The organism is Brevundimonas sp. (genome assembly GCF_046299535.1).
Taxonomy (GTDB): domain Bacteria; phylum Pseudomonadota; class Alphaproteobacteria; order Caulobacterales; family Caulobacteraceae; genus Brevundimonas.
On sequence record NZ_JBKBIB010000001.1, the window covers coordinates 186871 to 200379 of the forward strand.

Genomic DNA, 13509 nt, shown 5'->3' on the forward strand with positions numbered 1-13509 from the left:
GGCATTTTCCCTATCCGAGGGCCAGGGTGTTGATCTGAAGAATGGGCAGCAGGATCGACAGCACGATCACGGCGACGATCCCGCCCATGACGACGATGATGGCCGGCTCCAGCAGGCTCAGCATGACGGCGGTGAAGGTGGCGAACTCGCGCTCCAGATAGTCGGCGGCGCGTTCCAGCATGGGCTCCAGCCGGCCGCTGCTTTCGCCCGAGGCGGTCATGTAGACGAGGATGGGCGGAAAGACCTCGGCCCGGCGCATGGCGGCCGACAGCCCGCCGCCCTCGCGCACGGACTCGGCCATGGACTCGGTGGCGGCGCGCAGCACCCGGTTGGAGACGGTGCGGGCGGTTATGGTCAGCCCCTCCAGAACGGGCAGGCCGGCCGCGATCATGGTGGACAGGGTCCGGGCCATGCGCGCGCCATGCAGGTCGCGCATCAGTCGCCCGATCACCGGCAGCTTCAGCATCAGCCCGTCCACTTTCAGGCGGAAGGCAGGCTGGCGCAGGCCCGCGGCGAACAGCACGCCGCCAAGGGCCAGCAGAATCAGCGCCAGCCAGCCCCAGTCGGTGATCAGGCTCGAGATCGCGATCACTATCCGCGTCAGCAGGGGCAGGGTCTGGTTCATGCTGGTGAACTGCTCCACCACCCGGGGCACCACAAAGGCCATCAGGGCGCCGATGACGCCGATGGCCACCACCGCCAGCACGATGGGATAGACCAGAGCCGTGATGACCTTGCCGCGCACCTGCTGTTCGCGCTCCAGCAGATCGGCCATGCGCTCCAGGATCGGGCCGAGGGCGCCGGAGCTTTCGCCCGCCGACACCATGGCCCGGTACAGAGGCGGGAAGGCCGGGCCCTGACGCCGCATGGCCTCGGACAGGCGGAAGCCTTCCAGCACCCCGGCATGCACCCCCATCAGCACCCGGCGCACGGCGGGCCGCTCGCTCTGCAGGGCGATGGTGCGCACCGCCTCTTCCACCGGCGAGACGGCCACGAGGGTGGCCAGCTGGCGGGTCGTCAGGGCCAGGGTCTTGGAGCCCAGACGACCCCCGCCCGCTTTGGTTTCCCGATTGGGCCGCGCCGACGACACGGACAGCTCCAGCGGCATCAGCCGGCGGCGACCCAGCACAGTGCGCGCGGCCGCCTCGTCCGGCGCGCTGACCACCCCTTTCAGGGTCCGGCCCTTCGGGTCCACCGCCACATAGTCGTAGGCGGCCATCAGTCCTGATCCTCCACCGACTGGCGGGTCACACGGACGGATTCCTCAACGGTGGTTACGCCTTCCAGCACCAGCGCGCGGGCGCGACCCGACAGGCTGGCCTTCCTGCCCAAGGCCTCGGTGGTGATGGCCTCCTCGCCCGCTTCCTCGGCGATCAGGCGGCGTACCGCGTCGGTGACGCGGATGGTCTCATAGAGGCCGACCCGGCCCTGATAGCCGGTCTGGTTGCAGTGGGCGCAACCGGCGGCGCGCCAGATGGTCTTGCCTTCCTTGATCCCGGCCAGCTTGGCCGTGGCCTTGTCGGCCGGCTCCGGGCGGCGGCAGTCGGGGCAGAGGCGCCGCACCAGCCGCTGGGCCACGATCAGGCGCAGGGTGGAGGCCAGCAGGAACGGCTCGATGCCCATGTCGCGCAACCGGGTCACCGCGCCCGCCGCGTCGTTGGTGTGGACGGTGGACAGCACCAGGTGTCCGGTCAGGGCGGCCTGCACCGCGATCTGGGCGGTCTCCACGTCGCGGATCTCGCCGACCATGACCACGTCCGGGTCCTGACGCAGGATGGCGCGCAGGCCGGCTGCGAAGGTCATGCCGACCTTGGTGTTCACCTGGGTCTGGCCCACCCCGTCGATGGCGTACTCAACCGGATCCTCGACGGTCAGGATGTTGCGGCTGGCGTCGTTCAGCACCGACAGACCGGCGTACAGGCTGGTGGTCTTGCCCGAGCCGGTGGGGCCGGTGACCAGAATGACGCCGTTGGGCTCGGCCAGCGCCTGGCTGAAGGCCTCCAGCGTAGGCTCGTCCATGCCCAGTTCGGCCAGGCTGAGGCCCGCCTGATCCTTGTCGAGAATGCGCAGCACCACCCGCTCGCCCGCCCGGGACGGCAGGGTCGAGACCCGCACGTCCAGGGTCTTGCCGCCCAGCGCCAGGGGGATGCGCCCGTCCTGGGGCACGCGCTTTTCAGCGATGTCCAGCCGCGCCATGACCTTGATGCGCGACACCAGAAGCGGCGTGATGCGGCTGTTCAGGCGCAGGGCCTCGTGCAGCACTCCGTCCACCCGCATGCGGATCAGCAGGGCCTGCTCATAGGGCTCGATGTGGATGTCCGAGGCGCCGGAGCGCACAGCCTCGGCGATCACCCCGTTGATCAGCCGGATGACCGGGGCGTCGTCGGTGACGTCCAGCAGGTCGGCGGCGGCGGGCATGTCGTCGATCAGCCCGTCCAGCCCGGATGGCATGTCGAACTCGCCGGGCTCCCCGCCCGAGAACGGATCGTCGGCGTAGATTTCCGACAGACGGCGATCAAAGCCCGAGGCGGTCAGCCGTTCGATGCGCAGCGGCCGGCCCAGGGCCCGGCGCGCCTCCACCAGCGCCAGCGGATCGGCGCCGTCCCGCACCCCGACCAGAGCCGTCTCGCCCGCGTCCAGCAGCACCACGCCATGCCGCTTGGCGAAGGCATAGGGCAGGGTCGGATTGACCAGGGTGATCATGATCAGCCCCCGGGTGATGACGGCAGCGGCGGCAGCGGCGCGCCTTCGACGGGGCCGGGCGTCATGCCGGCGGGCGAGATCACGTCGCCGCCCGACGCCGGCGCGGCCGGACGGTAGCCGCCCATGTAATCGCGGATCAGCATGTCCAGCGACGGCTCCACCGTCGGGTCGCGGTCGATCTGGCGACCCCGCATGTAGTCCCAGCGCTGGGCGCCCACCCGTGCGGCGTCCCCGGGGCTTCGGATGATGGTGGGGCGGATGAAGATCATCAGATTGGTCTGGCCCCGCTGCCGCGCGGTTGACCGGAACAGGTTTCCGATCACCGGGATGTCCCCCAGACCCGGGACGCTCTCGACCGACAGCCGCTCGTTCTGGTCCAGCAGCCCGCCCAGCACGGCGATCTGGCCGTCATCGACCAGCACGGTGGTCTGGATCTCTCGCTTGTTCAGGACCAGATCGCTGGCCCCGGCGGTCAGCACGCCGTTGATGCTGGACACTTCCTGCCGCAGGAACAGGGTGATGGCGCCCCCGGCGTTGATCTGGGGCCGCACCTCCAGCTTGACGCCGATGTCCTGGCGCTGGGTGGTGCGGAACGGGTTGGTGTTGTTGGAGCCGAGCACCTCGCCCACCACCACCGGCACTTCCTGACCGACGAGAATGGTGGCTTCCTCGTTGTCGAGGGTCATCAGGGACGGGGTCGACAGCAGGTTCGAGCCCTCGTCGCTGCGCACGGCGTTGATGATGGCGCCGAACAGGCCGTCCGAACCGATGCGGCCGCCGCCCATGCCCAGCACCCCGTTGGCGCCCAGCAGGGAATTCAGGGCCGCGCCCCGCAGGTCCTCCAGCAGCGGATCGTCATCGTCCAGTTCGCGCTCCCCGGCGATGGCGCCAAGGATGGGCAGGATGCGGGGCGATGTGTTGGAGTAGTTGGTGGCGAACAGGGGGTTCCCGTCGCGGCCCGCCAGCGCCCACTGAACCCCGAGGGCCCGTGCGGCGTCGTCGGACACCTCCACCACGATGGCTTCAACCAGCACCTGCTGACGACGGGTGTCCAGCTGGCGGATCACCTCGGACAGCATGCGCTGGGTTTCAGGCGCGGCGGCGATGACCAGGGCGTTGGCGCCGGGGAAGCGGGCGATGTTGGCGCGGGCGCCGGGGGCGCCGGGGGCGCCGGGGGTGGCGGCGGATGCGGCGGAGGGCTCACCCTCCGCCGACGCGGTCTGGACGCCGTCCAGCGGACGCGAGATCTGGCCGGTCATCTGTTGCAGGACCGGCAGAAGCTGCTCGGCGTCGGCGTGTTCCAGGAACACCACGCGCACGTCGTCGGCGGACTCCGCCCGGCGGTCCAGATCGTCCACCAGCGGGCGGATGCGTGCCACGGCGGCCGGGTCGCCGCGCAGGATGATGGAGTTTGAGCTCTCCACCGGCACGACGCTGACCATCCCGGGCGAACCGCCGCCGGGGGGCGCCAGCACCTCGTTCACCACCCTTGCGATCTCGCGGGCCGAGGAGTTCCTGAGCGTGACCACCTCGTACGCCGACCGGTCCACGTCGATCTGGCTGATCAGGCCGCGGACGCGGCGCAGGTTGTCGGCGAAGTCGGCCACCACAAGGGTGTTTCCTCGCGGATTGGCCAGCACCTGCCCCTGCGCGCCCACCAGCGGACGCACCACCTCGGCGGCCGAGGCCGCGTCGATGTTGGCGATCTGGAACACTTCGGTGGCGAAGCGTTCTGAGCCCACGGTGGATGGCCCCTGCGCGGCGCCCTCCGCCGGCGACACGCGGTAGGCGCCCGACGCTGTGGGCGACACGACAAGGCCGTTGGCCCTCAGGGTCGACAGGAACACCTCGAACAGTTCCGACCGGCTGAGCGCCCGGTCGCTGGTCACGGTCACCGTACCGGTCACGCGTGGATCGACAATGAAGGTGTGGCCCGTGGTGCGGGCGATGTCCTGGATGAAGGCGCGGATGTCGGCGCCCTGCACATTCAGGGTCTGGCGCGGGCTGGACTGCGCGAAGGCAGGCGCGGCCGCGCCCAGGGGGGCCGACACGCCGATCACGGCGGCGGCCAAAATGGCCAGGATGCGGTTGGCGCCAGGGGTCATTGAGCGATCCTGAAGGTGGCGGCGCGGACTTCGCCGCCGCGTTCGTAGCGAATGTGGAGGGACTCGGCGCCCGCCAGCCCCGCGGCGATGCGCGGCAGGCTGGAGACGCTGTCCAGCGCTTGCCCGTTCACCGCCTGGAGGACGTCGCCAGGCAGCAGGCCCGCCCGGGCGGCCGGTCCGGCGCCCGCCGGGGTGACGACGAAGCCGGTGATGCGCTCGTCCACCACATGGGGGGTCAGGGCGCCGGAGGTCAGCAACGACATGGGATCGCCCGACCCGGCCGCAGCCGCCTGGTTGGGGGCGATGATCTGCTGGCCCGAAGGCGGGGGCGGGGGGGAGGCGGCGCCTGCTGGCGCCTCGCTGAAGGCCAGGCGGGTGCGTGATGCGCCGCGCGTCACCACCACGTGATCTGAGGCCACGCTTTCCAGTCTCAGGCCCGGCTCGATTTCCTCGCCTGCGGCGACCGAGACCTGACGACCGTCGGAAAGGCCGATGATGGCCGAGCCGCTCCCTGAGCCGCCCGACCGTACGCCGAACAGTCGCAGCGAGCCGCTGTTGGCCGCCGTGGCTTCCGCCAGACTGGATGGCGCGCCGGTGCGGAAAAAGCCGTCAGTGCGGGCGAGGACGGAGATGTCCGGCGTGCCGACCGCCCGGGGCGGCGGAGCTCCGAACGGGCCGGCGGGGGTAACGAAGGTCCACAGGACGGCGGCCGCCGGAAGCGCGAGCAAACCCGCCAGCACAGATTCGGTCAGGCCGCGGGCGCCGCCCGGAACGGCGAACGCGGCCCCCGTGGGGAGCCGCGCCGCTTTGAGCCTGTGGATCAGTTGGAACACGGACGTTCGCCCCCGGGCCTCTTCGGCCGCTTGATTAGCGCGGCGAAGGGGTCCGAAGCCCGCTCGGGACGATGACGCAATGGCGACAATCGTGTGACGATCGCCGGGTTCACGGACGATCCGGCGAGGCGGCGAACCGCCCCGCCGGACCAGAGTTTTGGCGCTGCCCGAAATCTCGGCTCCCCTGGACGGGCGTCCGGAGGAGCCGATTTCGGTCAGGGCGTCAGAAGCTGGTGCTCAGGCTGATGGAGCCGGAAGCGCCCATGTCGTAGCGGTTGATGTCCACGCGCTGGCCCAGTTCCTGATACTCCTGGAACTCGGTGTTCAGCAGGTTGCGCAGCTCCAGTCCGAAGCGGAAGTCCCGTCCGAACGCCCCGAAGTCCCGGCGATAGACGAAGTCCAGCATGACGCCGGGTTCCTGGATCAGGTCCGGCTCGCCGGGACGGCCCCGCGCGGACGACCGTTCCGAGGCGTAGTTGACCAGGATTGTCGCCTGGGAGCCGACAATGTCGTCCTCCCAGCCGAACTGCAGGTTGGCCAGATGCTCGGACTGGCCCTGCAGACGCACGCCGTCGGTAAAGAAGTTCGTCGCCAACTGAGACGTGCCGTTGCCGGACAGGGGGAACACCAGGTCATCCGCCCCGACCCGCAGTTCGGACTGAACATAGGTGTAGTTGGCCTGGACCAGCCAGCGCTTGCCGTCCCAGAACCCGCCGCGCATCGGGCTGTCAAAGTACTTCTTCGCGTCCAGTTCGATGCCCCACAGCTCCGCGCGCGGAGCGTTGAGGTAGGTCTGCTGGGTCACGGAACCCACGTCGTTGATGACCGATTCAACCGGGCGGTCGATGTCCTTGTAGAACACGCCGGCGGTCAGATACTGGTCGCGCTGGAAGTACCACTCGTAGCGCAGGTCCAGATTCATCAACTCGCTGTCCGTCAGGAACGGGTTGCCGATGAACAGGCGGTCGCTGTCCGGATCCAGATACTGCTGGGGCGCCAGTTCCCGGAACTGGGGACGACCGATGGTCTGGGATGCGCCGAAACGGACCTGCATGTTCTCGGCGAAGTTCCAGGTCAGGGTGAGGGCGGGCAACCAGTACTCGTTCTCAAGCCGGGTGGGCTGGAACGGGGATGTCCCACCGAACAGGTCACGCGAGACGACGGTCTGCTCGGCTTCTTCGTAGCGCACGCCGACGGACGCGCTGACCAGGGGCAGCACGTCCGCCTCCACCTGGGCATAGGCCGCGTTGACGGTCAGTTCAGCGTCATAGGCCGCCGCGCCGCCGCCGCCTGTGGTTTCCACCAGGCGGATCAGGCCAGGGCCCTGGTTGAAGTCGGCGAAGAAGAAGTCGACCCGCTGGCGCTGGAACTCGGGCGACAGGCCCGAACCCTGGAACGAGAAGATGCGCTGTTCAGCGTCGCGCGTGTTCTCATAGGTTTCCGCGCCGATTGTGAAGGTCATGTCGCGCAGGTTCGACAGGGCTACGGCGTAGGTCAGATCAATTCCCCCGCTGACCACGTCGTCGGTCAGTTCGCTGAACGAGGTCGAGTTCCGTTGCCCTTCGTGGAAAGGCACGCCGTCATCGTCGATGGAGTAACGGATGGTCTTTTCGTAGGGCGCGTCGCGGGTCGAACGAGCCCAGGCCCCGCGCCAGTTGACGCCCAGGTCGCCAAACGTGTGTTCACCGGCCAGCTGGGTGTTCAGCAGGGTGCGCACGTACCACGCGGTGTAGTCGTCACGAACAAGGTTGTTGCCGGGGGCGTCGAAGTCGAAGCCCTCGCGGCTGCGCGTTTCCTTGGTGGTGCGCCGGACATACAGATTGGTCCACTGGACCAGATGATCCGCCGTGCGCCAGCTCAGTCCCAGCAGGCCATCCCAGCCGATGGTGTTGTCCGTGGACATGAAGTCGTACTGGCGAGTGGCGGACAGCTGATCGACGTCCACACGGCCTTCGCCCTGCACGCCGGTCTGGGTGCGCCACTGGTTGTCATAGCCCAGGACCGCGATGACGCCGAACTGGCCATAGCCCGCGTCGAAAGACCGTCCCGCCGAGATGTCGAAGCCGAAGTCCGGCTGAATCCGGTTCTCGAGCTGGAGCAAATTCAGGGGGGCGTTGACGAAGTCCCAGCCGATGCGCTGGATGTCTTCGGCGCTGAAATTGGCGCCCTGGACCACGCGGTTGCCCGTGGCCATGGCCGCGCGGAGACGTCCCGGCACGTCGCGGGTTCCGTCGTCAAAGCCGGTGAAATCGGAGCGCGAGCCATAATAGATCAGACCGTCCTGGAAGGTCGTCTCCGTGTTGCCGCCCATGCTGACGCCGAAGTTGAAGAACGGCTCGTTGGGGGTGGCTACGGTATAGAGGTCGATGATGCCCCCGCCGAACTCTCCGGGATAGTTCGGCGAATAGGTCTTCTGCACCGCGACGCTACGCAGGATGGAGGCTGGAAACAGATCCAGCGGCACGACCCGCTGCAGGGGCTCGGGGCTGGGCAGGGGCGAACCGTTCAGGCGCGCCGCCGAATACCGCTCGCCCAGGCCGCGGACGTAGACGAAGCGGTTCTCGGCTACGGTCAGGCCGGCGACGCGGACCAGGGCGTCGGCGGCGTTGGCGTCGCCGGTACGCTGCAGATCCTCGGCCGTGACGAAGGCCGAGATTTCGGAGGTCGCCCTCATGGGCTCGGGGATGTACCGGCCCAGCACGACGATTTCCTCGACAGAGGTGGTGTCGGGCTGTTCAGGTTCGGCGGTCTGGGCCGCCGCGAAGTGCGGCGCGGCCAGGGCCGTTGTGGCGAGCAGAAGCCCGCTCAGGGTGTGGATGATGCGGGTCATGGTCTTCTTGCGCCTTTGAGATGTCGACGAAACGGGAATGAGCGGCGACCCCTGAAAGGTCGCCGCTCGTCTCCTTGGGCTCTGATCAGCAGGTCGAGCCGCTCTCCAGGCCGCAGGTCCAGCCCCGCCACCAGTTGTCGTTGCTGTCGCGGACGGCGCCGATGTAGTCGACGTTCTGCAGGAAGGCGCTGACCGAATTGACCGGCGTGGCGGTCACGGCGTTCTCATTGGTCCCGTTGATGAAGCCATTGAGGGTCGAGGTCCCGTTGGCGGTGTTGTTCGACCCGGCGTTGAAGATGGCGGCGGCCTCGGCGCCCGTGACGTTGGTGTCGTCGCGGAAGGCGATCGGGCAGCTGAAGTGGACCGAGTTGAAGGTTGGGCCGTTGGCCACAGTGGCGGCGTCGTCGATGTCCAGGCAGGCGGCCGACCCGGTGATCACCGAGTTGTACATCTGCATGGAATGGCCGGTGTTCAGAATAATCGCGTCGCCGCCGTTCGGACGGCCGATGGCGGTCACGTTCGAGATATAGGGGCGCGTGAACAGGGCCTGGTTGCCGGCGGACGAGGATTCGAACATCCGGTCGCCACCCGCAGCCCGTTGGCGGATGATCATGAATTGGGCCGAACCGCGATAGCCGGTGTCGGTGTCGAAGCTGTCGTCGTCGTTGCCGGTCAGAACGACGTAGCGCAGGTTCACCGTGCCGCCGAAGGGCTCGATGCCGTCGTCGGAGGAGTTGTGGACCTGAATGTACTCCATCAGGGTCCCGTTGCCGACACCGGCCAGGGTGATGCCGTTTAGTTCGTTGCCGGGCAGGATTTCGAAACCGGGGAACTGGACGCGCACATAGCGCAGGCGGCCGGAGTTGTCGGCCACGGAGTTGCCGCCGTAGAAGGCGCTGGTGCCTTCCACCTGGGCTTCACAGGCGATGTTCGGCGGCGTCACGCCGCCCGGGCAGGCGGCGATGGGCGCGCGGCCCAGGATGACCAGACCGCCCCACTGACCGATGGAGTCAGGACCGGTGGCGCCTTCGATGTTCTGACGGCTGGTGAAGATGATCGGAGCCGTGGCGGTGCCCTCGGCGAAGATCTGCGAGCCGCGGTTGACCACGATGAAGTCGGCGCCGCTGGAGCCGAAGATGGTCACGCCGGCTTCGATGGTCAGGGTTCCGTCCTGGGCCCCGGCGATCGGCGCGGCGGGGTTGGCGCCCTGGTCGTCGCCCACGTCGGTGCGGCCGCCCAGCGAATAGATGGTGCCGTCACGCAGCGGCACCACCAGATTGCCGATGATCCTGGCCGGCAGCTGGCAGTTGCGCAGGTTCGCGATCACGCCCACGTTGTCGAAACCGGTCGGGCAGTCTGCGGCTGCTCCACCAGTGGGGGGAGGGGTGCCGCCGCCGCCGCCGCTTCCGCCGCCGCCGAAGCCGCCCTCGCCGGGCGAGGCCACCTCGGCCGCGCCGCAGGAGGCCAGGGCGAGCGCAGCAGCGCCGGCCATCAGGATTTTGTAGGTACGTGACATGAGAGTCCCCTCGTTGCGCGAAACCAGGGCTTGTCGCGCACCATGCCGACGCCCCCGCAACTCGGGAGACGGCATTAGCCGCTCTTTGCAATGATCAGATGACAATATTTCCGCCACATTCTCTAACTGTCCGATGGCAGAGCAATATTTATATTTATGATATACTCAATCCGGCGTGTAACGGGCTGAAAAAATCTGGCCGTTTCGCTTATACTCAAGGTCGACAGCGTGGCCTGCCGCGATATCCCCAGCCAGTTCTTCCATCCGTTCGGCCCTGTCAAAGGGTGTGCCGTTGAGGCGTACGATCACATCGCCCGGCCGCAATCCCGCCGCCGCCAGAACGCCGCCGTCGGCGCCTGGCCTCCAGACATAGCCATCGGCGCCGTTCCCCGACACTGGTCGGAGCGCCGTGGCGTAGGTGGAGGCGTCGGCCGCGCCCGCTCCCGGCGCGCCGTAGCCGGAGGCGACGCCTGTGGACGGGGGCGCGGGCGAAAGCGACGGCGGCGGCGAGGCCGGAAAATCCAGCCGTGTGTGCGCCCCGCCGTGGGCAAGAATCACATGATCGGACGCCACCGCCGCCAGCACGACGCCTTCGCTGACGGTCTCGCCGACCGTTACAGCCCTCTGGATTCCGTCATGACCGGCCAGAATTGCGCCTGCCCTCTCGCCAGTCCTCACGGCGTACAGGGTGTGGGGCAAGAGCGACGTGTGCGTCGATAGCCTGACGAAGAACGGGTCCGAGGTCGTGGTGAAATGCGGCGCGGCGGCCGCCTCCGTCAGCATCACCGAGTCCTTGGCGTCCCCGCGCCCCCTGTCGGTCAGCGTCCACGCCCAAAGCCCCGGTTGAATCGCCAGAAGTGCGACCAGGACGATCTCGGTCAGGGCCTGGGCGCGTGTGGCGGGGCGGCGAAAAAGGCCGGAGTCAAACATGGAGCCAGCCTAAGCGGTGATCGTGACAGTCTTTCGTGGTCTTCGCCGGGCATGGAGGCAGGTCACCATATGACAATCTTTGATCCCCAGGGTGTGGGCCCTCCAACTCGCCGACTCGCAATGTCCCTCACCCTCCGCCCGTTCACACCTGCCGACGCACCCGCTGTCGCCGCCCTGCACAGTGCGGTGGACTGGCCTGTGCGCTCCGCTGAGAGCTGGCGCTGGCTGGCCGCCAATCCGGCGCGTGCACCCGACTTTCCCATCGGATGGCTGGCGGAGGACCGGGGGCGCGCCGCCTTCGTGGGCGAATTTCCGCAGCGGTTCTGGATCGGGGAACAGCCGGTTCTCGGCGTCACCGGCTACTCCATTATCGTGCCGCCGGAGTTGAGGGGCGCGGCGGGACGTCTCATCCGCAAGATCATGAACCGGGACGATGCGGCCCTGATCTACACCCTGAACGCCAACGCCCTGTCCGCGCCGCTGTACCATCGGCATGGCCTTGGGCCCTACCCGGAGGCCTCCAATGCGCTGAAGCTGGCATGGATGATCGATCCGGTGGTCGCCGCCGGCGCCGGGATCGTCCGCAGGCTGTGGCCCGACCTCAGCGGGAGATCCGGCCCCGAACGTCTGATGAATCGCCGCCTCGGCCGGAACTCCCAGCTGCGATTGCCTCCCCGGGTGACTCCCCTCGAAGGGTTCGGCGACGACTGGACTCTGTTCTGGTCCCGGCTGAAGTCCGAAGACCGGGTGCTCGCCGATCGAAGCGCTGAAACCATGCGCTGGAGGCTGGGCGAACCGGACGGAACCCTGTCGCCTGTCCTGCTGACCTACCGACGGGACGGCGCCATCACCGGATTTCTATGGGGGCAGATGGCCAAGATGAGCCGCCTTGAGCCGCCGGTTCTGGACATCATCGATCTTGTCACCCTGAAAACCGAGCCTGACGCTGCCTCCGCCCTTGCCGGCGCCCTGATCGCCAATGCGCATCGTCTCGGCGGAGCCAAGGTCAGGCTTCAGGTGGTCTCGCCGGATATGCTCAAGGCGCTCGGCCCCCTGGCTCGCCGCGCTCGCCGAGAAGGCGGTTGGGGTCATGGCCATGCCCGCTTCGCCCCTGAACACGCCGGGCGACTGCGGGGGGGATGGTCGCCAACCCCCTTCGACGGCGACTACAGCTTCTGTCTGCGCCCGGTTCCTGCGTCCTGAGTCACGGTCAGGCGTCGCGCCGCGCCTTCAATGCGTCCCGGATTTCCGTGAGCAACGCCTCGGTGGGCGTGGGCGCGGGGGGCGTTGCCGGAGCTGGTTCGGCGGCCTGCTTGCGGCGCATGCTGTTAATGCCCTTCACCAGCAGGAAGACGGCGAAGGCCACGATGACGAACTGCACCATGGTGTTGATGAAGGCGCCGTACTGGATGGCCACCTCCTCCACGGCTTCGGTGGCAGGATTCTCCGGGACCAGCACCCACTTCAGCTCAGCGAAATCGACGCCGCCGGTCAGCAGGCCGATCGGCGGCATGATCACCCCGTTGACCAGGGCCTGGACAATTCCGTTGAAGGCCGCTCCGATAATGATGCCGACGGCCAGGTCAACTACGTTGCCCCGAACAGCGAACTCGCGGAACTCTCTGAAAAGGCCCATATCTTGCTCCTGCTTTTGACGCCTCTTCAGCCAGGCGCCAGATCGAGATGTAGAAACTGGTTGAAATCCGTCGCTTCATAGCCGCCGAAGGCCGCCCCATTTCTGAACCCGCGACGACGATACAGGTTCAGCGCGCGCTCGAACGCAGCACCCGATCCCGTTTCCAGACTCACGCGCCGGCACGCCAGCCGGGCGGCTTCAGCGATCAGGTGCTCCAGCATGGCGCGCCCGGCGCCCCGTCCAAGGTGATCCGGATGGGTGCGCATGGATTTGATCTCTCCGAACCCATTGCTCGTCCTGAGCGCCCCCATGGCAAGCAGGGTGTCATCCTCCCAAAGGGCGAACAGCGTCACACCGGGGCCCCTGAGACCCGAGATATCGAGCGCGTGCACGCTGTCGCGCGGCGACGACCGCCGCATGGCGTCCAGATGAAACCGCAACAGATGGAGGAGCCGGGGATGTTCGAAATCGGCCGGGGCGATGCGCCAGCGGCTGTCCATGGAGGTGTTCAGGCGTCGCCAGAGGCGTTGAGCCGTTCGCGAAGTTCCTTGCCGCTCTTGAAGAAGGGCACCGACTTGGCGGGCACCTCCACCGTCTCGCCGGTGCGGGGATTACGTCCGGCGCGCGCCGGACGCGAACGTACGGAAAAGGCTCCGAAGCCGCGCAACTCCACACGACCGCCGCCGCTCATGGCGCCGATCATGCGGTCCAGAACGATGTTCACCACCCGCTCGACCTCCGTGTGGGTCAGATGGGTGTTTTCCGCGGCCAGCTTTTCGATGAGCTGTGACTTGATCATCGGAGATCGGCCCCCGCCGTGAGATGTGCGCCAGACCGCGCCGGCACACGTCCGGGCGACGTCGAAGAGGTGACCTTAGCCACCGTTGGGGCTTGGAATAAAGCCCCACCCGCGATTCAGGCGCGAATTCGTCCTTAATCTTCAACGGGCGCAAAAA

At 67.8% G+C, this 13509-nt stretch carries 11 protein-coding genes; 1 reads left to right on the top strand and 10 read right to left on the bottom strand.

Going from position 1 to position 13509, the window contains the following annotated elements; genetic code table 11:
- Positions 1 to 10 precede the first annotated feature (10 nt).
- The 7 genes from gspF to ACK4FB_RS01030 all read right to left on the bottom strand — a co-directional run bounded on the left by gspF (position 11) and on the right by ACK4FB_RS01030 (position 10917).
- Positions 11 to 1219 carry a type II secretion system inner membrane protein GspF gene (gene gspF / locus ACK4FB_RS01000; protein WP_409746787.1) on the bottom strand — a complete coding sequence of 403 codons (1209 nt, stop codon included), beginning with the start codon at positions 1217 to 1219 and terminating at the stop codon, positions 11 to 13.
- Positions 1219 to 2703, bottom strand: coding sequence for a type II secretion system ATPase GspE (gene gspE / locus ACK4FB_RS01005; protein WP_409746790.1), 1485 nt, complete (start codon positions 2701 to 2703; stop codon positions 1219 to 1221). The genes gspF and gspE overlap by 1 nt, the downstream gene beginning before the upstream one ends.
- A 2-nt stretch (positions 2704 to 2705) precedes the next feature.
- Positions 2706 to 4808, bottom strand: coding sequence for a type II secretion system secretin GspD (gene gspD / locus ACK4FB_RS01010; protein ID WP_409746793.1), 2103 nt, complete (start codon positions 4806 to 4808; stop codon positions 2706 to 2708).
- Complete coding sequence (locus ACK4FB_RS01015; protein WP_409746796.1) at positions 4805 to 5641, bottom strand: type II secretion system protein N; 837 nt, start codon at positions 5639 to 5641, stop codon at positions 4805 to 4807. Before ACK4FB_RS01015 ends, gspD begins: the two co-directional genes overlap by 4 nt.
- Before the next feature lie 223 nt (positions 5642 to 5864).
- Positions 5865 to 8471 (bottom strand): TonB-dependent receptor domain-containing protein, encoded by a 2607-nt coding sequence (locus tag ACK4FB_RS01020; RefSeq protein ID WP_409746799.1) that lies wholly within the window; start codon positions 8469 to 8471, stop codon positions 5865 to 5867.
- Between the two features lie 85 nt (positions 8472 to 8556).
- Positions 8557 to 9987, bottom strand: a complete 1431-nt coding sequence (locus ACK4FB_RS01025) for a hypothetical protein (RefSeq protein ID WP_409746802.1) — start codon at positions 9985 to 9987, stop codon at positions 8557 to 8559.
- A gap of 165 nt (positions 9988 to 10152) precedes the next feature.
- Positions 10153 to 10917, bottom strand: a complete 765-nt coding sequence (locus tag ACK4FB_RS01030) for a type II secretion system protein N (protein WP_409746805.1) — start codon at positions 10915 to 10917, stop codon at positions 10153 to 10155.
- 120 nt (positions 10918 to 11037) lie between these two features.
- On the opposite strand from ACK4FB_RS01030, the gene ACK4FB_RS01035 reads away from it, so the two are divergent.
- A complete protein-coding gene (locus ACK4FB_RS01035) occupies positions 11038 to 12120 on the top strand; it encodes an N-acetyltransferase (protein ID WP_409746808.1) in 1083 nt (360 codons plus the stop codon).
- A gap of 7 nt (positions 12121 to 12127) precedes the next feature.
- On the opposite strand, the gene mscL is transcribed toward ACK4FB_RS01035, so the two are convergent.
- Genes mscL through ACK4FB_RS01050 form a run of 3 tightly spaced genes read right to left on the bottom strand, consistent with a single transcriptional unit; the run spans position 12128 to position 13352 of the window.
- Positions 12128 to 12553, bottom strand: a complete 426-nt coding sequence (gene mscL, locus ACK4FB_RS01040; RefSeq protein WP_409746811.1) for a large-conductance mechanosensitive channel protein MscL — start codon at positions 12551 to 12553, stop codon at positions 12128 to 12130.
- Between the two features lie 26 nt (positions 12554 to 12579).
- Entirely contained in the window at positions 12580 to 13053 is a 474-nt protein-coding gene (locus ACK4FB_RS01045) for a GNAT family N-acetyltransferase (RefSeq protein WP_409746814.1), read from the bottom strand.
- 8 nt (positions 13054 to 13061) lie between these two features.
- Entirely contained in the window at positions 13062 to 13352 is a 291-nt protein-coding gene (locus tag ACK4FB_RS01050; protein ID WP_409746818.1) for an integration host factor subunit beta, read from the bottom strand.
- Positions 13353 to 13509: the final 157 nt, after the last annotated feature.